18 protein-coding genes are annotated in these 19,281 nt (G+C 53.5%); 12 read left to right on the top strand and 6 right to left on the bottom strand.

Annotated elements, in window-relative coordinates; translation table 11 throughout:
• Window positions 1-31: 31 nt before the first annotated feature.
• Both KSF73_07100 and KSF73_07095 read right to left on the bottom strand, forming a co-directional pair.
• The gene (locus tag KSF73_07100; protein MBV1775481.1) at window positions 32-1,300 is read right to left on the bottom strand and encodes a DUF3472 domain-containing protein; all 1,269 of its coding nucleotides are present in this window, start codon (window positions 1,298-1,300) and stop codon (window positions 32-34) included.
• Between the two features lie 43 nt (window positions 1,301-1,343).
• A complete protein-coding gene (locus KSF73_07095) occupies window positions 1,344-2,408 on the bottom strand; it encodes an acyltransferase (GenBank protein MBV1775480.1) in 1,065 nt (354 codons plus the stop codon).
• A 145-nt stretch (window positions 2,409-2,553) separates the two neighbouring features.
• Here KSF73_07095 and KSF73_07090 point away from each other — a divergent pair, with 145 nt between their 5' ends.
• From KSF73_07090 to KSF73_07080, 3 genes are all read left to right on the top strand, one after another.
• Entirely contained in the window at window positions 2,554-3,417 is an 864-nt protein-coding gene (locus KSF73_07090; protein ID MBV1775479.1) for a LytTR family transcriptional regulator, read from the top strand.
• Between the two features lie 128 nt (window positions 3,418-3,545).
• A complete protein-coding gene (locus KSF73_07085) occupies window positions 3,546-4,664 on the top strand; it encodes an aminotransferase class V-fold PLP-dependent enzyme (GenBank protein MBV1775478.1) in 1,119 nt (372 codons plus the stop codon).
• A gap of 20 nt (window positions 4,665-4,684) precedes the next feature.
• Window positions 4,685-5,860, top strand: coding sequence for a DUF1864 family protein (locus KSF73_07080; protein ID MBV1775477.1), 1,176 nt, complete (start codon window positions 4,685-4,687; stop codon window positions 5,858-5,860).
• 5 nt (window positions 5,861-5,865) lie between these two features.
• Here the strand turns inward: KSF73_07080 and KSF73_07075 are convergent, their stop codons facing one another.
• A complete protein-coding gene (locus KSF73_07075) occupies window positions 5,866-7,644 on the bottom strand; it encodes a sensor domain-containing diguanylate cyclase (GenBank protein ID MBV1775476.1) in 1,779 nt (592 codons plus the stop codon).
• Window positions 7,645-7,926: 282 nt separating this feature from the next.
• Here KSF73_07075 and KSF73_07070 point away from each other — a divergent pair, with 282 nt between their 5' ends.
• Window positions 7,927-8,253, top strand: coding sequence for a GIY-YIG nuclease family protein (locus tag KSF73_07070; protein ID MBV1775475.1), 327 nt, complete (start codon window positions 7,927-7,929; stop codon window positions 8,251-8,253).
• Here the strand turns inward: KSF73_07070 and KSF73_07065 are convergent.
• Genes KSF73_07065 through KSF73_07055 form a run of 3 tightly spaced genes read right to left on the bottom strand, consistent with a single transcriptional unit; the run spans window position 8,176 to window position 11,917 of the window.
• Window positions 8,176-8,949 (bottom strand): PilZ domain-containing protein, encoded by a 774-nt coding sequence (locus KSF73_07065; GenBank protein ID MBV1775474.1) that lies wholly within the window; start codon window positions 8,947-8,949, stop codon window positions 8,176-8,178. The two genes, KSF73_07070 and KSF73_07065, sit on opposite strands and share 78 nt — an antisense overlap.
• Before the next feature lie 16 nt (window positions 8,950-8,965).
• Window positions 8,966-9,568 carry a nucleotidyltransferase domain-containing protein gene (locus KSF73_07060; protein MBV1775473.1) on the bottom strand — a complete coding sequence of 201 codons (603 nt, stop codon included), beginning with the start codon at window positions 9,566-9,568 and terminating at the stop codon, window positions 8,966-8,968.
• A 33-nt stretch (window positions 9,569-9,601) separates the two neighbouring features.
• A complete protein-coding gene (locus KSF73_07055) occupies window positions 9,602-11,917 on the bottom strand; it encodes a penicillin-binding protein 1A (protein MBV1775472.1) in 2,316 nt (771 codons plus the stop codon).
• 220 nt (window positions 11,918-12,137) lie between these two features.
• Between KSF73_07055 and KSF73_07050 the strand changes: the two genes are divergently transcribed.
• From KSF73_07050 to KSF73_07015, 8 genes are read left to right on the top strand one after another with little or no spacing between them, the layout of a single operon-like run.
• Window positions 12,138-13,172: a pilus assembly protein PilM gene (locus tag KSF73_07050; protein MBV1775471.1), complete on the top strand. Its 1,035-nt coding sequence runs from the start codon at window positions 12,138-12,140 to the stop codon at window positions 13,170-13,172.
• The gene (locus tag KSF73_07045; GenBank protein ID MBV1775470.1) at window positions 13,169-13,774 is read left to right on the top strand and encodes a PilN domain-containing protein; all 606 of its coding nucleotides are present in this window, start codon (window positions 13,169-13,171) and stop codon (window positions 13,772-13,774) included. Before KSF73_07050 ends, KSF73_07045 begins: the two co-directional genes overlap by 4 nt.
• The gene (locus KSF73_07040; protein ID MBV1775469.1) at window positions 13,771-14,397 is read left to right on the top strand and encodes a type 4a pilus biogenesis protein PilO; all 627 of its coding nucleotides are present in this window, start codon (window positions 13,771-13,773) and stop codon (window positions 14,395-14,397) included. Before KSF73_07045 ends, KSF73_07040 begins: the two co-directional genes overlap by 4 nt.
• Window positions 14,398-14,405: 8 nt before the next feature.
• The gene (locus KSF73_07035; GenBank protein MBV1775468.1) at window positions 14,406-14,942 is read left to right on the top strand and encodes a pilus assembly protein PilP; all 537 of its coding nucleotides are present in this window, start codon (window positions 14,406-14,408) and stop codon (window positions 14,940-14,942) included.
• Window positions 14,939-17,029 carry a type IV pilus secretin PilQ gene (pilQ, locus tag KSF73_07030; GenBank protein ID MBV1775467.1) on the top strand — a complete coding sequence of 697 codons (2,091 nt, stop codon included), beginning with the start codon at window positions 14,939-14,941 and terminating at the stop codon, window positions 17,027-17,029. Before KSF73_07035 ends, pilQ begins: the two co-directional genes overlap by 4 nt.
• A gap of 40 nt (window positions 17,030-17,069) precedes the next feature.
• Window positions 17,070-17,603: a shikimate kinase gene (locus KSF73_07025; protein ID MBV1775466.1), complete on the top strand. Its 534-nt coding sequence runs from the start codon at window positions 17,070-17,072 to the stop codon at window positions 17,601-17,603.
• Complete coding sequence (gene aroB / locus KSF73_07020; GenBank protein MBV1775465.1) at window positions 17,578-18,645, top strand: 3-dehydroquinate synthase; 1,068 nt, start codon at window positions 17,578-17,580, stop codon at window positions 18,643-18,645. Before KSF73_07025 ends, aroB begins: the two co-directional genes overlap by 26 nt.
• Window positions 18,642-19,274, top strand: a complete 633-nt coding sequence (locus KSF73_07015) for a sugar transferase (protein ID MBV1775464.1) — start codon at window positions 18,642-18,644, stop codon at window positions 19,272-19,274. Before aroB ends, KSF73_07015 begins: the two co-directional genes overlap by 4 nt.
• Window positions 19,275-19,281 lie beyond the last annotated feature (7 nt).

Below are 19,281 nucleotides of genomic sequence, written 5' to 3'. Positions count from 1 at the left end.
TTATTGCATGCTGAATGAGCAATTGGAGGCATTAACGGGGTAGATGCTCAAGTAACAAATCAGGAGCCTGACCCGGGTGGGGCAATGTGAATAGTGTGCCCGCTAGGGTGCCGCCATTGAAAAAGCCTGTATTGCGTAGGAAAAAGCGGCCATTTTCTACCCCGCCCGCATAATCGAGTCGATTCCCTCGCTTGGCCGTATCGTCATAGGTAAAGCGAGCTTGCACAGCGGGTTCCCAGTCTCCGTCGTGGGTGCGAACCCAGGGTGTGCCATAGTACGCTTGGCGTGTGGTGTCGCCCGTCTCGGGGATGAAATTTTCCAGGAATGAATGCGGATGCTGCAACCAGGTCGAGGTGTCAGGGCGGCTGAAACGAGCCATCAGCTGCCAGCCATCCACGCCTTCCCCGGTAAACCAGGCGGTGTATTCGGTATGCTGCTGATCGTCGGGACGAATGCGCAACAGAAATCGATAGGTCGCACCTGTTTTCCAGTTGAATCGTCGCAGGCTTTGTCCGCCCGATCCTTCGTTGCCAAACTCGCCACTCTTTACCTCCGGGCCTTTCGCCAGCAATTTCACCTGCTTGTCGGGTGGAATGGCAGCGGGATTGTCGGTCTGGAAGGGGCTCCATACCGAAAAGAGCACGCGGCGCTCGGTCGGGCTGTTCACCTGCATCCCGAAATAGCCCTGCCCGAACCCGGCCGCCATGAAAAATGAACCCACCGTATCAAAACCTTCCGGCACGGTGACTTCGTTGTAGAACCATTCGTACTTGGCCTTTGGGTCGGGTGGTGCGTAATTCAGATGCACGGAAGGGCCACGCCTGCCCCAGTAAACCTCATCGCGGATGTGGTGCACATCCCGGCTGATAGGCTCACCTTCGATGCGGATCGAATCAATTGCCGCAAACTCCGCACCGCGCGAATGTTGCTGCCCCTGCAGGGAAATGGCGTGATATCCCGGTTCGCTAATCCTGAATCGCTGTGTTGTCAGCGTACCGTGTGTGCGGCTCGTTTTGATGATGGCATGTTGATCTCCGAGCGACAGGGTGAACGTCGCGGCATGCCTTGCCGTGCCTTGAAGTGAAACGGTAATTTCGCCCGCTTTGGGTACCCACACCCACGTATCGATCTGTTGCCGCGTATCGACCCAGTTGCGAAGTCCCCGAGGGGTGATCATGCGCAGGGTCGCTTCCGGATCATGGCGTACCCAGGCATTGGCAGACAGGGGCAGGGTGACCGCTTCTGCAACAGCAGCAAGAGATGAGGTCGATAACGCAAGTACGATGATCAGATTTCGCATGGGTGAGCTTTTACCGTTCCGTTTAATTTCGTTTTTGACTATTTTATCTGAAAAATATACGTTTCATTTCTTTTTGAAGGTGTGAGAGCAGAAGACACGTTGTCAGGGTACACATTCCGGTAATCAAAGTAAGTGCAACCGGCCCGAAGCTGCTCTGTTCGAACAGGAACTGATACACCACTAGAATAGGCAGGTGGGTGACATAGATGAAGAACGATGCCTGACCGATTGCCTGAGCGGTGTGTTGTTGGTGGATGTTCGGGCGATTAAATAGCCAGCACAGACCCAGACACAAGCTAGCGCACAGTGCCGCTTCCCAGGTATTCCAGATCAGGTGTTCCATCCATCCAGGCACCGAATCCCAGCTTGGTTGAATTAGATGTAGGCCCAGTCGCCAGGTGATCAACAGACCGGCCATGCCTAGCGCCCCGGTACCCAGTCGGGTCGGCACCCGATTCAGCCATTTACCTGCTGCTGCCAGCACACCGATCCAGTACAGTGATGCATATTGTGGCAGGTGCGCGATTTCCGCGGGCACCCCGATGTTCACCCAGCGGTCGATTGGGAAATATTGCCGGGTCAGAGCACTTGCGATGGAGAGAATGGCGACGTAGGCAATGATGGACTTCAATGGCGGGAACGGGCGCTCGGACTGCGCAAACCTTGGTAGGCATGACCGAATCAGAACAAATAGAACGGCATAGATCAGTAGGTGGCCGAGAAACCATAAATGACCCCATTCAAATGGCAGAAAGCTATCTGCCCAGGCTTTGTTGATAAGGGTGTGCCGCAATAACGGTACAACCAACAGGCCAAACCCGAGAATGGCAGGAACAAAGCGTTTGAAGCGGTCAGCCAGCCATTGGCGGGTACCCTTTGAATCCACTGCACCGGGCGTAAAGTAGCCCGATATCAGGAAAAACAATCCCATGAAAAATGAGGCATTGATGTGAAAAAATGGCCCTAGCCAGTGCCACTGCACCGCATGATGAATCGGCCAGCTGCCACCTGTAGGCCCATAAGGCTGGCCTGCATGATGAAGAATGACAAGTATGGCCAAAAGAGCACGCAAGTAATCGGTACCTGCTATCCGTTGGTGAGTTTGCATTAGGGTCTCCTGATGGGTGATGACGCCAGTGTGGATAAAGCGTCTTGAGCAAGGGACAAAATGGGTTGAAATTCATCCCGGAAGGGATGAATGGTGGTGTAAAGTGACGAAAATCTCATACAACCGCGCCCGCTGGGTTACCCGCATGAATCAGGATTTGCTCAGTCGTTACCTGCAGCGCCGCCGCTGGTTTGAAGTGGCCTTCTGGATTGCATTGTTTGCAGGCGAGGCCAGCCTCAATAGCTGGACAGTCTGGGTCGACCTCAATCGCGAGGGGAATCTCCATGCATTCTGGGAACCAGCCCTGTGGGAATGGAGTAGTAATCTGATATTGCTGGCGCTAATACCTGGCCTCTTATGGATGGAGGCGCGTTTTCCGATTCGCTTCGGGCAATTGAGCCGCAACGTACCTCGCCATTTTCTTGCTACTTTGGTGTGGTCTGGCTTGCACATAGGCCTGATGGTGGCGATCCGCAAGGCAGGTTATGCCATGCAGGGGATGGAGTACGTATTCCTGCATGGCTGGCACGAACTGCTTTACGAATATCTGAAAGATGCGCGTGGCTGGGGCTATCTCCTGTTATTGATCGGATTCTATCGACTGCTGTTAATGCGATTGCAGGGCGAAGCCAGCTTGCTGGATGCGCCGGATGATGGCCCGCCTGTCGATCCGGTTGAGCGGCCTGAGCGTTTTCTGGTGAGAAAGCTGGGGAAAGAGTATCTATTGCCAGCTGCCGAAATTGAGTGGCTACAAGCTTGGGGAAATTACGTCAATCTTCGAGTGCGAGGCCATGACTATCCTTTAAGGGCCACAATGGCCTCTATCGAGGCTCGCCTCGACCCCAGACAATTTGTTCGGGTGCATCGTAGCTATATCGTGAATTTGGCTTATGTAAAAGCCATTGAACCAACAGATTCGGGCGATGCAAAGGCACTGTTTGAGCATGGTGAATCAGTGCCGGTCAGTCGCCGATATCGCGACGCATTGCGCACACAATTCCAGATTTGACCAGTGTGCCGGTTCCGGGTGTGGCTTCCCTCACCCAGACACATGTCCGGCACATATACCAGTACCTTGCACAGGCGTATTATCCGCGCGATTCAATTTGATTCCTGCGAAATTGGATGGAGCGAGCCATGAGCATAGATCGCGCAACAGACTTTATTCCTGCCAATGGCGCTTATTTTCTCAGCCATTCAGTCGGGCGTCCTTTGGCAAGCGCCCAAACACATTTCAAAGACAGTTTTTTTTCCCCGTGGGAAAGCAGTGCGGGGGATCCGTGGGGCGCATGGATGGGGCAGCTCAACGGATTTTGCGAGGCACTGGCTACTTTGACTCATGCCCGACCTTCAGACATCTGCCCGCAATCTAATCTCTCGAGTGCGTTCACCAAGGTATTGAGCTCACTGCCTAAGCGAGCGGGTCAGCCAGTCATCGTGCTGAGCGAGCACGACTTCCCCACCATGGGCTTTGTGGCTGATCAGGCGCAGAAGCTGGGCTATGCGCTGCGATTTTTGCCGCGCATGTCCGATCATACTGATCCGCAAGTCTGGGAAGATGCGCTGAGTGACGATGTGCAGTGGCTGCTGGTCACGCAGGTTCAATCCAATACCGGGGTGCAGGTGCCGGTGGCCGATATTGTGGCTGCCGCCAAGCGCCGTGATGTGCTGACGATTGTTGATGTTGCCCAGGGTACAGGCGTTCTGCCGGTGGATGTAAGCGCCTGGGATGCAGATTTCGTGCTTGGCTCATGCGTAAAATGGTTATGCGGCGGTCCGGGGGCGGGCTTTTTATGGGTGAATCCTGCACGGATTGCCGATTGCCAGCCGCAGGATGTGGGCTGGTTCTCACATGCCAATCCCTTTGAGTTCGATATCCATCACTTTGCCTATCATCCGGGGGCATTCCGCTTCTGGGGTGGGACACCTTCCGTTGCGCCATTTGTGCTTGCAGCACATAGCATCCGCTACTTTTCCGACATTGGTGTCGATGTCGTGCGCACACATAATCTTGCACTTACACAACGCATCATGGATGCATTGCCTGAAGGCTGGCTGGTATCACCCCGCGCACCCAGTCAGCGCAGTGGTACCTTGCTGATCCATGCTGGCGATCAGCAACAGGCTGTACAAGATGCCCTGAAGTCACGCGAGATCCGGTTCGATATCCGTGCCACCGGTATGCGTCTGTCGCCCCATATTTACACAACAGCAGCAGAGGTCGATTTGCTGATCGATACCATGTTGCATGCCTGAGAACTGACAGGAGAACCACCATGATCACCCCCAACGCGCAAGCGTTTGACGATTGGATACGCGGACGGTTTTGCGAGATCAATACCGAACTGGAAAACCTTTACTTTGCCCGCGAAGATAAGGCCGATGTACACGGTGTGGGTCCCGAGTTAAAGCGTGAGCTATGCCATACAGGACGCGATCTAATCGCCTCGCTTGTAAAGGAAGGCAATACCGACGAAGGCTTTGAAGCAGGATTTAATCTGCTGGGTAATGTTGGATTTTATATGGCGGCCTGTGCGCGCCACGAGATTGGCGAGGCGGAAGCCGGTCCATCCGCGCATCTGCGCGAAGCCTCGGCGCTAGCCATGGAAGTGGGCGCGAGTCTCGGCGTGACCCCGCGATTTGCAACGAGCCACCTGACTACACACAATCTGGCGGTGAATGGTCGTTATAAGTCATTCACCTCGCTGCAGGATGAGTATGTCTTTGTGGATTACAACAATCGCGGGATTCTGGCGTATAAACGCGCAGCGGAAGCTCTGCTCAAAGTGCTACCTCTGGGTGTGACCCATCCGATCGCACCGGATCTGTTTGAGGCCGCCCACGATGCACTGGAAGCCGTACGCCGCAGCAATGAGCAATTGTCGGCCAAGCTGGATGTAGATCGCTTTTTCTACAGCGTGCGCCCCTATTACAAGCCGCATAAGGTGGGATTTAATACGTACCGTGGCGCGAATGCAGGCGATTTTGCTGGGATTAATGTGCTCGATTTGCTATTGGGGCTGTGCCAGTCGAATCAGGCATCGTATTCACAGCTGCTAGTGGAGAAATTTCTGTACATGATGCCGCAAGATCAGCTGATTCTGCGCGATTGCATGCGCCAGACCAGTCTGCTCAACAGCTTTATGACTGCGCTACCGGAACATGGGAATGCGCCGTGGTTCCAGGCGAATGTCGCATCTTTCCTGAAGGTGGTCGATGCCTTTGGCGAAACCTCGCGCCAGCATCACAATATGCTGGTGGAACGCTTTATTCGCGTACCATCGCAGGCACTGGCAACCCAGCACCACGATAACCTCACGGCCAGTGGTCCGCCTTTGCCTGTGCTGCTGGCAGGACTGGAAAAGCTGCGCGATCAGCGTTGCGCTGCACCACGTGAGGATATCCCTACGCGCTATGCAGATGTACAGGCATTGCGCGCCCTCATCGCCTAATCGGGCTACGGTGCCATCAGGGTGGGCTGGCGCTCGCCCGATGGCCTGCGTCGGCTCCGCTTGTGTGCATACATGGCCTGATCTGCAGCCCGGAAAAGTGCGTCGGCGCACAATTGGTCAAGGGCATTGGATCGGGCAATCCCGATGCTGGCGCCTACCTGCAGAATTAAGCCATCCACATACACGGGCGGGACGCAGACGCGCTCGATACGCTCGATAAACGCAGAATGCGCCTCAAAGCGATTGTCGAAGTTGGGCAAGAGCAGGGCAAATTCATCGCCACCTAGCCGTGCTACCGTATCCCCTGCGCGTGTCAGGCTTGCAAAGCGCTCGGCGATTTCACGCAGTACCGCGTCGCCAGCATCATGGCCGTATTGATCGTTGATTGGTTTGAATCCATCCAGATCAATAATGCACAAAGCAAAGGGCGCATCCTGTCTGATGGCTTGATTGAGTAATGCCTCAAGCCGGTCGTCAAATAGCCGGCGATTGGGTAGGCCCGTCAGACCATCCTGAAATGCCATATCCCTTAAGCGCGCCTCACTTCTTTGTAAGGCTTCAGTGCGTTCGGCGATTTTGGCCTCGAGTTCGACCTCGTGACGCAACGCCTCAGATAGACGCAGATTCTTTTCCTCCAGCATGCGTTGCATGGCTTGCGCCTTGTCCCTGCGCAATTTGATAAAACGCTCGGCCAGTGCTTGTGAGAACAGAATGGATTCGATCACCTCGCCGGCAAGTGGCAGGGCAATCGGGAAGGCATGGTAGGGCAGAATGTTATAGCGTACCAACACCAGCAGCGTCATTGAAATGAGTGCGGGTAACAGCCCCAGCAAAATGTACAGGGCGGTTCGCTGCCCCTGGCGAATGCGTTGGACTGCGGTATACATCACCAAGGAAACGGTGATCGCCGGAACCACCTGGTTAATCAGTACGCTTAGATAATGGATGCGCGCCAGCATGCAGATGATCGCCAGCCCATACAGCGGGATGGATGCCCACATAATGCGCCGGAAATAGGGCTTGGCGTCCGGGCTATCCAGCATGTATAGCGCATAGAGTGCACAGAAGACGTTGCTGAGGGAGTTGGGCAAGACATTGCGCGCAGGCCCCAGAAAATCGCCATGGGGATATAGCCACTGGCTACCAAAGCCATACAAGTCGAACATGAACCATGCATAGCTCAGAATAGTGGCGCCATACAGCAAGAACATGCGATCGCGCAGACGTGCAAACAGAAAAATGTTGTATAGCGCAAAGGCTGCCACAATCCCGAATCCGGCTCCGAAAAGCAGGCTGTCTCGCAGGGCAATCCCGCTCCAATGCTGCATTCGATATACCTGGATCGGCAGGATCACATGGTTGCCATGCTGAATTCTCAGGTAGACCGTACGGGATGTGCCCGCAGGTAAATGCATCGGCAATAAATATTGCCGCCAGGGATAGGGTCTGGCAGAAAACGGTTCGCGTTCGCCCATGCGATATTCTTTGAGGCCACCTGATGTATCAGGTACCCAGGCACGAAAGTCGTACAGCAGAAAAGGGCGAATCTCTAGCTGCCAGTGCGGATCGGCGGCCGTATTTTCCAGCTCGATCCGGATCCATACCGGCTGTTTGGCCACACCGATTGAGATAAGACCATTGAGCGGCTTGAAGCCCGTGGCGTGCATGACATCGTTAATCGTCATTTGCCCTGTCGGATCTTTCAGAATGAAGGCCTGATCATTCACAAAACGCCCACTCATTTTGTCGTCGAGCAGGGTGACTGCCTGGCATGCCAGTGGCATTAGTGTGAATATTGCAAAGAAAAGACGTGCGAAGGAATTTCTCATAAAATGAAAATGAAAGGATAAATTTAAACCGAACATAAAAAGAAAGGAAAAAAGAAAAACATGAAAAACTAATATGTGAGCATGCCTGATGTTGATACCAAATTGCAACCTCTCTCGTCGGAAGTGCAGAATTTACGGTTAAATGTCGGGGAGGGAATACCCTAAGCTTGCGTTTGCATGAGGTTATGCATACGCGGCAAAATGCGAGGTGTCTACTCTCAATCCACCCGGGCAAACATGACGCTAACCAGTATCTCTCCTGCCGGGCAGTGGGCTGTCTACATTCTGGAATGCAGAGACGGCAGTTTATATACCGGGATCAGTAACGATGTGATGCGTCGATTGGATCAGCACAACGCAGGGATAGGCGCGAAGTACACCAAATCACGTCTACCGGTGCATATCGTCTGGGTAGAAGCGAGTGAAAACAGACGCGAGGCGTCCATTCGCGAAGCGAATATCAAGCAACTATCGCGTGCTGAGAAATTACGATTGATCGCGAGCGTGCCGCAGGGTATGCCCATCTTCGCGGGCCATCCGATTGATATAACGCTGCAAAACTGACTGTGTCGTGCCCGGAAGATTAATAAAGCGTGCGCCGGTCCGGATGGTTCGGATCCCGTTTTTTAGCGTCACTTCGTAGCTATTGCGGATTTCGATATCAGCCACAATGCCTGCGTTATCCGGTAGTTCGATGCGCACGCGCTGATAAATCGTCCCTGCATCCAGGCAGACACCGGGAACATAGCCCAGAATGCCGATTCCCCCGAGGCTCAGGTCAATCAGCGAAATTTCATAATCATCGTCGCCGATATGTAGGAAGCAGCTGAGAGGAAAGGCCGGCGTGAGCGAAAAGCGGAAAAAATCACGGCGCTGAAGTCTAAATACCTCGCTGGGCAGGTGGGCCGTCAATAAATACATCCCGTCGCCATGGTCGAGCGTACATTGCGCTAACTTGAAGGACAGCGAAATGCGCTGTAGCCAGCAACTGGCCTCCACGATGCCGCTGGCAGGAAGCTGGTAAGGCTGCGCGGCATCTGGAATGGTGAGTTCGAGGTGTTGATCGTCGACACAGCGTAGCGCTGACAGCGTACATGTTCCGTCGTCCCTGAGCAGGTAGACGGGCTCTTCTAGCTCCTGCACTTCCATGAGCAGGCGCACAACATCAGATGGCTGGTGGATGCGCGTCACCTGCCCATTCTGGCGAGCACTTTCGGTTATTCTGGGCGGTGAATCGATATCAGAAACGGGACGCAACATGGTCGATCAAGTCCGACTAAAGCGGTGAGGAGACAGATGTGTGTAACAGTGCCTCTAGCTGGCTGGCCCGAATCCGCTCCGGGATATCAGACACGCCGCCTTTGACCGCGATGCGCTCTTCTCTTTCCGGGCGAACCGCTACTTTAATGGTAGTACCCTGAGCATCGAAGACAAAGACCGGCCAGCTACTTTTGCCGTCAGCATAGCCCTGCATCTGGTAGTCGATGCGCTGATTGAGGCAGAACAATTCGAAGGATTTCAGGTTATCGGAATACACCACCAGATTGATATCCGAGTGGCGATTGGCCCGGCCGCTCAGCACGGAGCCAACCAGATACGGGCGAAATTGAGCAAAGACATGCATGACCTCCAGCGCCAGTTCCCGTAGCCGGGTCAGGGTGCCGACATGTCCCGGATCATACAAATCACGGTACCGCTTCAGCGCCTGTTCGATTTCGCTATTGCCCGGCAAATCCTGATGCTCGGGCAGACCCAGCTGGCGCGCAGCCTTGCGTTTGGCCAGAGAAAAGTCATCGATATGGCCTTGAGCCATCAGCCTTGCGGCGACTTCTGCGATCAGTTCCCGCGTACCTCTTTGCTGCTTGTCGCGCATCATCATGGGTACCTCTGGTCAACGTAGGTCTGTTAGGTATCAGAACAGCTGGTTCTTTACGTTTTCATCAATGCCTTGTGATGTATTGCCACTGGTCGAGTTATCTAGACCCAGCTCGGGATTGGTTTGCAGGAACTCCGAATAGAAATACTCCGTGTAACTCCGCCCGTTGATTTCCACACCCTGTGCTGTTACCCCTTCCGGTAGAGGATAGGCGTATTCCGGCACATTTTGCAAAACCTTGCGCATGTAGTTAGTCCAGATTGGCAAGGCTGCCTGCCCACCCGACTCCCGGCCGCCGAGGGATTGCGGCTTATCAAAGCCGATCCACGCAATGCCAACCAGATTAGGCTGGAAGCCCGCAAACCAGGCATCTTTTGCATCGGTGGTGGTGCCCGTTTTGCCTGCCAGATCATCGCGCTTGATGTCGCGTGCGAGGCTTGCAGCAGTACCAAATCGCGTCACGTCATGCATCATATTGGTGACAATGTAGGCATTCCGCGCAGGAAGCGTGCGCGGCGCTGTTTGTCCTGCCACTTCAGGGACGGTGCGAGCCAGCACATGCTTTCGCGAGTCTTCGATGCGATCAATGAAGTAGGAGCGCACACGGAAACCAGTATTGGCAAAAACCGAGTAGGCTTCTGCCATCTGTAGCGGCGTCACCTCGCCCGCACCCAGTGCCATTGTGAGGTAGGCAGGATGCTTTTCGGGTGTAAATCCGAACTTGCCGACATAGGACTGTGCATACTCGGGCGTAATCGCCTGCAGAACCCGGATAGACACCAGATTTTTGGAGTGGGTTAGTGCGTTGCGCATGGTCATCATGCCGTCGAACTTGCCATCCGAGTTCTTGGGATCCCACTTCTGACCACCTACGGTGGCGGGATCAACCATCAGCGGCGCATCATTGATCAGCGTAATTGGCGTAAACCCGCGCTCAATCCCCGCTGAGTAAATAAACGGCTTGAAGCTAGAGCCCGGTTGTCGCCATGCCTGTGTGACATGGTTAAAGTTGTTGTGGCTAAAATCGAAGCCACCAACCAGTGCGCGAATTGCACCATTCTGCGGGTCGACAGAGACAAAAGCCACCTCAACCTGTGGCAGTTGCGTGACCTGCCAGCCCCCGTCGGCTTGCTGAACACGGATAATGGCACCTGGCCGGATACGCTGTGTGGGCGCCAGCTTGTCGCTTAGCGCGCGGAGGGCGAATTTCATGCCGTCTCCTCCAATGCTAACCACACCTGTACCGCGAACGTATGCTTTGATCTGCTTGAGATCGGCACTTAATACAATCGCCGGAATAAGCTCGTTTGCATCACGCACATCGCTGAGTTGTTCCTCGAGCCATTCATCACGGTTTTCACCTGCCTTGGCCAGATCGACAAACCCTTCCGGGCCGCGATAGCCATGACGATGATCGTAATCCACCACACCCTTGCGCGCCCCTTCATAGGCTGCGTTCTGATGATTGGCCAGCAAGGTGGTGTAGACATTGAAGCCTTGTGTGTAGGCAGCGTCCTTGTATTTCTCGACGATGACCTGTCTTACCATTTCTGCAACATATTCGCCATGAACCGGAAAGGTGTCATTGGCACGCTTCAGTCGCATCGGCTCGTTGATCGCGGCCTGAAATTGTTGCTCGGAAATGAATTTGAGCTCGCGCATCCGTCCAATGACATAGCGCTGGCGAATTTGGGCGCGCTTGGGATTGACCACCGGATTATAGGCGGACGGTGCCTTGGGAAGGCCGGCGAGCATGGCGGCTTCAGCCGGGGTCAGTTGATCAAGCGTTTTACCGTAATACACCTGCGCAGCCGATGCGAATCCGTAAGCACGCTGTCCAAGATAAATTTGATTCAGATACAGTTCAAAAATTTGATCCTTACTTAAATTCTTTTCTATTTTGAAAGTAAGCAGCATCTCTTTGAATTTACGGGACCAAGTCTGCTCATTGCTTAAATAAAAATTGCGAGCAACCTGCTGGGTAATTGTACTGGCACCACCCTTGATATGGCCGGCCAGCAAATTGGTGACCATCGTGCGCAATATGCCGAGATAATCGAGTCCGCCATGTTCATAGAAACGCTCATCCTCTGCGGATAAAACTGCTTGTTTCATGAGTTGGGGGATCTGACCGATTGGTACAAATGCACGACGTTCTTCGCCGAACTCGCCAATCTGCACCCCGTCAGCCGTATAGATGCGCAAAGGAATCTTGGGGCGGTAATCGGTGATCGCCTCCAGCGAGGGCAGTCGGGGATAGGTGGCCGCTATCGCCACGCCAAATGCGCTTGCAATGACAAGGAAAAGTGCGGCGATAATGCTTAAACTGAGTAGAAGCCAGCGTTTGGTCATAAGTAAAGTGTGGTTTTCCGGATATAGTACCGTGGTATTGTCATCAAATCCTGTCGTCAGGACGGCGTGATTTTAGTATAAATGCATAAAATTGCCTTTACACTGATACGAGCGACTGCTACGATCAAAACCAATTTGACAATAAAAAATTGGCTACGTGTTTCTTTTTAAAGGGAAATTCAAGTTGAATTTCGATTTCCTCAAGCCCAAGTCTCCACCAATGATCGGTGTGGATATCAGTACCTCTGCCGTCAAGATGGTGGAGCTGTCCGAGACAGGCAAAAGCTTGACGCTTGAGCGCTATGTAATTGAGCCGTTACCAAAAGATGCTGTACAGGACGGCAACATCGTCAATCTAGAGGCGGTGAGCGAAACGGTCAAGCGCGCCTGGCGTCTCATGGGTACCCGCGTCAAAAATGTAGCGCTGGCGTTGCCTGCTGCTGCGGTCATCACCAAGAAAATTACCATGCCGGCTGAGCAAACAGAAGCTGAAATGGAATTGCAGGTGGAGACGGAGGCCAATCAATATATTCCCTTCGCTTTGGATGAAGTGAATCTGGATTTCCAGGTGATTGGCCCGTCCGCGACAGTACCCAATGAAGTCGATGTGCTGATTGCCGCGTCTCGTAAGGAAAAGGTCGAAGATCGGTTGGCAGTTGTGGAGCCTTCTGGTTTAAAGGCGCTGGTGATGGATGTGGAATCCTTTGCTACTCAGGCAGCCTTCGAACTGATTCAGCGTCAGCTGCCAGGGCAGGGGGCGAATCAGTCCGTTGCCGTGGTGGATATTGGCGCGTCGATGATGCACATCAACGTGTTGCGTGATGGACAGCAAATCTACACACGCGAACAAGCATTCGGCGGGAATCAGCTCACTCAGGATATCCAGCGTCGCTTCAGTCTTTCTTCAGAAGAGGCGGAAGCTGCGAAGCGAAATGGTGGTCTGCCGGATTCCTACGAGCCGGAAGTGTTGCGTCCCTTTATGGAGTCGCTGGCACTCGAAATTTCCCGTGCACTGCAGTTCTTTTTTACCTCGACCCAGTACAACACTGTGGATCACATCTTGTTGGCGGGTGGATGTAGCGTCATTCAGGGGCTGGATGAAGTGGTGAATAATCGTACGCAGATCAGTACGATGATTGCCAATCCCTTTATCAGCATGATTCCTTCCAGCCGAATCAAGCATCGTCAGTTGTTAATGGATGCACCTTCTCTGATGATTGCCTGCGGCTTGGCCCTGAGGAGGTTTGACCCATGATTCGCATTAATCTGCTGCCGCACCGGGAGCAAAAGCGCAAAGCGCGCGCAGCTCGATTTGCTGTCGTAGCATTTGTGGCTGCGCTGACCGGTGTTGCCATCGTGGGGGCAGGCTATCTGATGCTGAGCGCCGAAATCGCGATGCAAGACAGTCGGAACGCCTTTCTGCAAGAAGAGAACAGCAAACTGGACAAACAGATTGCTGAAATCGAAACCTTGAAGAAGGAACGTCAGCTCCTGCTCGATCGCAAGAAAGTCGTTGAACGCCTGCAGACCAATCGTGCCGAGGCGGTCAATATTCTCGATCAGCTGATTCGCCAGACACCAGAAGGCATTTACTTCAAGGATCTGAAGCAGTCCGGTGAACTGATTACATTGTCTGGATATGCACAGTCGGGTGCGCGGGTGTCGACGCTGATGCGTTCCCTGTCCGACTCTCCCGAGTTCCAACTGCCTTTCCCTGTAGAAATCCGGGGTGCGCAGCTGAGTGGTCAGCGTGTAAGCGAATTTACCCTGACAATCAAAGTGGTGCGTGAGGCACTTGAGGATAGCAAGGACAAAAAGGCCGGTAAAAAAGGCCCACCTCAGGGAGACCAGAAATGAGTATGAAAATCTCTCTGGATGATTTCAAAAATCTAGATGCCAAGGACATCGGTAGCTGGCCGATGCCCGTGCAGCTGGTTATGCTGCTCGGCATGAGTTTGCTCATTGTGGTGCTGGGATATTTTCTGGTGCTGGATGGTCAGCGCGATGTCCTCAGTCAGGGACGTCTGCAGGAAGAATCGCTCAAGCAGGCGTTTCTTGAGAAGAAACAGAAGGCGATCAATCTTGAGGCTTACAAAGAGCAGCTGAATGATATTCAGTTGGCCTTTGGTGCCTTGCTCAAGCAATTGCCCAGTAAAGCTGAAATGGAATCGCTGATTACCGAAATCAGCCAGGCCGGGGTGGGGCGCGGATTGCAGTCGGATCTTTTCCGCCCTGCGCAAAATGAAGTTAAAACGGCTGAGTTTGCCGAGCGACCGATTGAGCTGATCGTCGTGGGTTCGTACCACGATTTGGCTGCGTTTGTGAGTGATATTGCCCAGTTGTCGCGGATTGTAACGCTTGAAGATATTCAAATTACACCCGTGTCTGGCGGACAGCTGTCGCTTCATGCGATTGCAAAAACATACCGTGCCTTGGATGCAGAAGAAGTCAATGCGGCCAAGAAAAAGAGCAAGAGTTGAGGATGATCATGCGCAACTATCTGGCTAGAACATCCATCGTATTGTGTTGCTTGTTGGCCGCATGTGCCAATGAAGAGTTTGGCGATATCAAGACCTGGATGTCAGAGAGTACCAAGGACATGAAAGGCAAGATGGAGCCGCTGCCCGAGGTGAAGCCGTATCAGCCTCTGGTCTATAACGCATTTGATCTGACTGATCCATTTAATCAGGGCAAGCTGGCGGTGGCGCGTAAAGGTGCTGGGGGCGGTGGTGCATTGGCTCCAGACCTTTCCAGATCAAGGGAGATTCTCGAGGGCTATGATCTTGAGAAGCTGAAAATGGTCGGCACCGTGATGCAGGGTAAAACACTGAGCGCCCTGATTCAAACGCCGGACAAAGGGCTATTCCGCGTACGCGTAGGCAACTATATCGGCCAGAACTTTGGGGTCGTCGTGTCTATCAGCGATGCCGATGTGGTTTTGAAAGAAATTGTCGAAGACAGTAGCGGTGATTGGGTTGAGCGCAAAACGTCGCTCGCCCTGGATGTTTCGGAGCACGCCAAATGATGAAGCAAATTAAAAGTGCTTGGTTCGCGTATATCGTTATGGCGATGTCTGCGCTCTTTACGCATGCCGATGATACCAATGCAATCAAGTCTGTTGATATCAAAACAGATAACAACGACCGCCAGATCGTCATCGTAACCATGCAGAACCCGGTAAAGCTACCGGCTAGCTTTTCGGTGAATACGCCACCTAGGATTGCACTGGATTTCGTGAATACCAACAACGAGACTGGCAAATCTGCCATTCCCGTGAGTTCACCCAACATCCGCAATATCAATCTGGCGGAAGCAAACGGTCGTACCCGACTGGTGCTCAACCTGGTGAATAGCGTGGGATATGAGACGCGCGTCGATAATAATCGACTGTTTGTCGTCCTGGAGAAGCCTGCCGGCCCATCTGTGGTAGCCAGCGATACGACGCATTTCTCGCAATCGCTCAATGCACAAAAAGAGACGGTGAAGAGTGTTGATTTCCGTCGAGGCACCAGTGGTGAGGGTCGCATTATCGTCGATCTCTCCAGCCCAAAAATTGGGATAGATATCCGCCAGCAAGGCAAAGACCTGGTGCTGGAATTCGCCAAGACGTCAGTGCCGCATCAGCTTGAGCGTCGCATGGATGTGTCGGATTTTGGTACACCGGTTCAGGCCATTGATACCTATTCGCGTGGCGAAACAGTAAAGATGGTGGTGTCGCCTAAGGGAAACTGGGAACACTCCGCCTACCAGACGGACAATCGCTTTATCGTTGAAATCAAGAATCTCGACGAGCAAGCCAAGCGACTTGATTTGCTGGAAAAGCCGGTTTATAAGGGTGAAAAAATCACCTTTAACATGCAGGACATCGAGGTTCGCTCGCTGTTGCAACTGATTGCCAACGAAAATGGCAAGAATGTGATCACCAGCGATACCGTTAAAGGGAGCGTCACGCTGCGCATGAAGGATGTGCCGTGGGATCAGGCGCTCGACATCATCATGATGTCGAAGGGGCTGGCTAAGCGTGAATCGGGTAATGTCATCTGGATTGCGCCTGCAGAGGAAATCTCGGCTCGCGAGCAAACCTCACTGGAAGCCAAGCGTAAGCTTGCCGATGTTGAGCCGGTTCGTACTGAAACTTTCCCGCTGAGCTTCCTGAAAGCCGATGAAGTCCGCGCCCTGCTCAGTGGCGATAAGCAAAGCTTGATGAGCAAGAATGGTTCGGTGACGGTTGAGCCGCGCAACAATCTGCTGATTGTGACCGACACAGCTAGCAAGCTGGAAGAAATCCGTAAGTTGATCAACAAGACCGATGTGCCGCCGCGTCAGGTGCTAATCGAAGCACGTATTGTGATTGCAGATAATTCGTTCAGCCGCCAACTCGGTGTACGTCTGGGTACTGCGCTTGATCGAACACTGACCAAGAATGGAGCCACGCAGATCGGGATTGGTAACGATATCGGATCCTCCCTGGCTATCGCCAAGAATGGCGTGACCGCTCAGCCGAGCATGCCCGCAACGGCGACACCCAGTATCAATCTGCCTGTAAGTGGTGCGTCCCCTGCAACAATCGGCTTGAGTGTCCTGAATGCCAATTCAGGCGGATTGTTGAGCCTGGAGTTGCAGGCACTGGAGGCCGAAGGTTTGGGTAAGACAGTATCCAGTCCGCGTGTGGTAACAGCCGATAAGCAGAAAGCACTGATCTCGCAGGGTGATAAGTTCTATGTGATCGTGCCGTCCCCGACTGGTGGTACCAACGGTGCCCAGGAGAAGACAGCCGAACTGAAACTGGAAGTGACGCCGCGTATTTCTCCATCCGGTGATATTTTCATGGAACTGAACGTGACCAAGGATGCGCTGACTGCAAGTGGCCAGTATCCGGTCGTGGCCACGAAGCAGGTCAATACCAATGTGCTGGTCGAGAATGGCGGTACAGCAGTATTGGGGGGGATCTACGAGCTGACTGAAACCGATACCGTTGCCAAGGTGCCGCTGTTGGGTGATTTGCCTGTGGTCGGTAATCTGTTCAAGTCGAAGTCCAAAACAACCAAAAAGACTGAGCTTCTGATCTTCATTACCCCGCGCGTGCTGGATTCAGCGCTGTCAGCCAGATAAGCACGGTATAGTGGTTTCAGATAAAATGCCCGGCATGGAAATGTCGGGCAATATTTTTCTTGTTGGCCTTATGGGGGCAGGTAAGACCACGGTGGGTCGGGCGATTGCAAAATTGCTCGATAAAACATTCGTGGATGCCGACCATGAGATTGAGGCACAGACAGGTGTGCGTATCCCCACGATTTTTGATATCGAGGGTGAGGTTGGCTTCCGAGCTCGCGAAGCGGATGTCATCTCGCGCTTGGTGACTCAGCAAAACCTGGTGCTGGCAACTGGTGGGGGCGCCGTGCTCCACCCTGATACCCGAACCCTGCTGAGGCAGCATGGGTATGTCATTTATCTGCGCGCCAATGTAGAAGATCTCTACCAGCGCACCCGCCTTGACCGCAATCGCCCCCTGCTGCAGACGGCCGATCCCAAAGCGCGGCTGGAAGCCTTATACGTCGTGCGAGATCCTCTATACAGAGAAGTTGCGCATCTGATTGTGGATACCAGCAAACAGAGCGTGCAGAATCTTGCCCAAAAAATAGTCACGGACTTGATGCGCGATGCAAACTATCCACGTTCCGCTTGAGCAAAATGCTTACGATATTCATATTGGTACGGGCCTACTGAGTAGCGTCGAGCAGATGCTGGCCGTTATGCCGCAGCGACGTGCCGTGATTGTCAGTAATGAAGTGGTGGCACCGCTGTATCTTGCCCGACTTCAGATGGCACTGGAGGCTGCTGGTGTGCAAGTGCAAACCGTTGTGCTGCCCGATGGTGAGCAGCACAAAACGATGTCGTCGATCGAGCACATACTGGATGCGATGCTGCAGACCCGGTGCGAGCGAAAGACAACGCTGATTGCCCTCGGTGGCGGGGTAATCGGGGATATGACGGGATTTGCCGCGGCAATCTATCAACGGGGTGCGCCATTTATTCAGATTCCGACCACCCTGCTTGCTCAGGTTGATTCATCCGTTGGTGGAAAAACCGGCATCAATCATCCCCTTGGCAAGAATATGATTGGTGCGTTTTATCAGCCCCGTGTGGTGATCGCTGATCTCGATGTATTGAATACCCTGCCGGATCGGGAATATTCGGCCGGCCTAGCCGAGATAATCAAATACGGTTTGATTGATGACCCCGAATTCTTTCTGTGGCTGAATGACCATATGGACGCCTTGGTCGCGCGAAAGCAGGATGCGCTTGCATACGCCATTGCGCGCAGTTGCGCCAACAAAGCCCGAATTGTGGCTGCGGATGAGCGTGAACAGGGCGACCGGGCGTTGCTGAATCTGGGACATACCTTTGGACATGCGATTGAGGCTGGACTGGGCTATGGAGTCTGGCTGCATGGTGAGGCTGTTGCTGCCGGTATGGTGTTAGCAGCGCGGTGCGCAGCTGAGTTGGGTATATTTGCAGCACAGCGCGTCACCGACCTGATCCGTTTACTACAAGTGGCTCGCTTGCCCGTTGATGCACCTGCCCTGGGGCGAGATGCCTGGATGAACTGGATGGCATCGGATAAAAAGGTGGAAGGCGGGGCGATCCGCTTTATTCTGCCGACTGATGCAGGTAAGTCCATTATTCGAACCGTCGAACAATCCGTGCTGGATCGCATATTGCCATGAGTAGATGGCAGGCGGTCTGGTATCCCGAAGTGGTTAAGCGATCGCTTGATATCGTGATCGTCGCCATCGTTTTGATCTTGGCATGGCCCTTATTGCTCGTGATCTGGCTTGCCTTGCGTATGCAAGGGATCAAGCCCGTATTTGCACATCAGCGTGTCGGGCGAGGCGGGAAGTTGTTCGCTTGTTATAAATTCAGCTCAATGGTGCCGAATGCTGAACAGGTGCTGCAACAGGTGCTCGCATCAGATCCAGATCTCATGGCTGAATGGCAGCGGGATCACAAGCTGAGAAATGACCCCCGTATTACGCCCCTGGGCAGCCTGTTGCGAAAATCCAGTCTGGATGAGCTGCCCCAGTTGTGGAATGTCCTGAAAGGCGACATGAGTATCGTGGGGCCGCGACCCATCGTGGTTCAGGAGCTGGCGCGGTATGGCGCGGCCACTGCAGAGTATTTCGCAGTCCGTCCCGGCGTGACAGGCCTGTGGCAGATCAGTGGACGCAATGAAGTCAGCTACGACGAGCGGGTTGCCCTGGATGTTCGATATGCGCAGGAAATTGGATTACGAACCGATTTGCGTATTCTGGCTATGACCCCTTGGGTGATTCTTGCTTCGAAAGGCGCATACTGAGCCTGAG

It is taken from the genome of Burkholderiaceae bacterium DAT-1, assembly GCA_019084025.1.
In the GTDB taxonomy this organism is placed as follows: Bacteria; Pseudomonadota; Gammaproteobacteria; order Burkholderiales; family Chitinimonadaceae; genus DAT-1.
The sequence above is the reverse complement of the archived record's forward strand: the minus strand, read 5'-3'. Positions and strand labels throughout refer to the sequence as shown.

Bases quoted from the DNA above. Each gene is read 5' to 3' on its own strand.
- KSF73_07055 (MBV1775472.1), bottom strand. From the start codon at position 11,917: ATGACCAAACGCTGGCTTCTACTCAGTTTAAGCATTATCGCCGCACTT.
- KSF73_07095 (MBV1775480.1), bottom strand. From the start codon at position 2,408: ATGCAAACTCACCAACGGATAGCAGGTACCGATTACTTGCGTGCTCTT.
- KSF73_07100 (MBV1775481.1), bottom strand. From the start codon at position 1,300: ATGCGAAATCTGATCATCGTACTTGCGTTATCGACCTCATCTCTTGCT.
- KSF73_07075 (MBV1775476.1), bottom strand. From the start codon at position 7,644: ATGCCACTGGCATGCCAGGCAGTCACCCTGCTCGACGACAAAATGAGT.
- KSF73_07050 (MBV1775471.1), top strand. From the start codon at position 12,138: ATGATCGGTGTGGATATCAGTACCTCTGCCGTCAAGATGGTGGAGCTG.
- pilQ (MBV1775467.1), top strand. From the start codon at position 14,939: ATGATGAAGCAAATTAAAAGTGCTTGGTTCGCGTATATCGTTATGGCG.
- KSF73_07065 (MBV1775474.1), bottom strand. From the start codon at position 8,949: ATGTTGCGTCCCGTTTCTGATATCGATTCACCGCCCAGAATAACCGAA.
- KSF73_07045 (MBV1775470.1), top strand. From the start codon at position 13,169: ATGATTCGCATTAATCTGCTGCCGCACCGGGAGCAAAAGCGCAAAGCG.
- KSF73_07060 (MBV1775473.1), bottom strand. From the start codon at position 9,568: ATGATGATGCGCGACAAGCAGCAAAGAGGTACGCGGGAACTGATCGCA.
- KSF73_07015 (MBV1775464.1), top strand. From the start codon at position 18,642: ATGAGTAGATGGCAGGCGGTCTGGTATCCCGAAGTGGTTAAGCGATCG.
- aroB (MBV1775465.1), top strand. From the start codon at position 17,578: ATGCAAACTATCCACGTTCCGCTTGAGCAAAATGCTTACGATATTCAT.
- KSF73_07040 (MBV1775469.1), top strand. From the start codon at position 13,771: ATGAGTATGAAAATCTCTCTGGATGATTTCAAAAATCTAGATGCCAAG.
- KSF73_07025 (MBV1775466.1), top strand. From the start codon at position 17,070: ATGTCGGGCAATATTTTTCTTGTTGGCCTTATGGGGGCAGGTAAGACC.
- KSF73_07080 (MBV1775477.1), top strand. From the start codon at position 4,685: ATGATCACCCCCAACGCGCAAGCGTTTGACGATTGGATACGCGGACGG.
- KSF73_07035 (MBV1775468.1), top strand. From the start codon at position 14,406: ATGCGCAACTATCTGGCTAGAACATCCATCGTATTGTGTTGCTTGTTG.
- KSF73_07085 (MBV1775478.1), top strand. From the start codon at position 3,546: ATGAGCATAGATCGCGCAACAGACTTTATTCCTGCCAATGGCGCTTAT.
- KSF73_07090 (MBV1775479.1), top strand. From the start codon at position 2,554: ATGAATCAGGATTTGCTCAGTCGTTACCTGCAGCGCCGCCGCTGGTTT.
- KSF73_07070 (MBV1775475.1), top strand. From the start codon at position 7,927: ATGACGCTAACCAGTATCTCTCCTGCCGGGCAGTGGGCTGTCTACATT.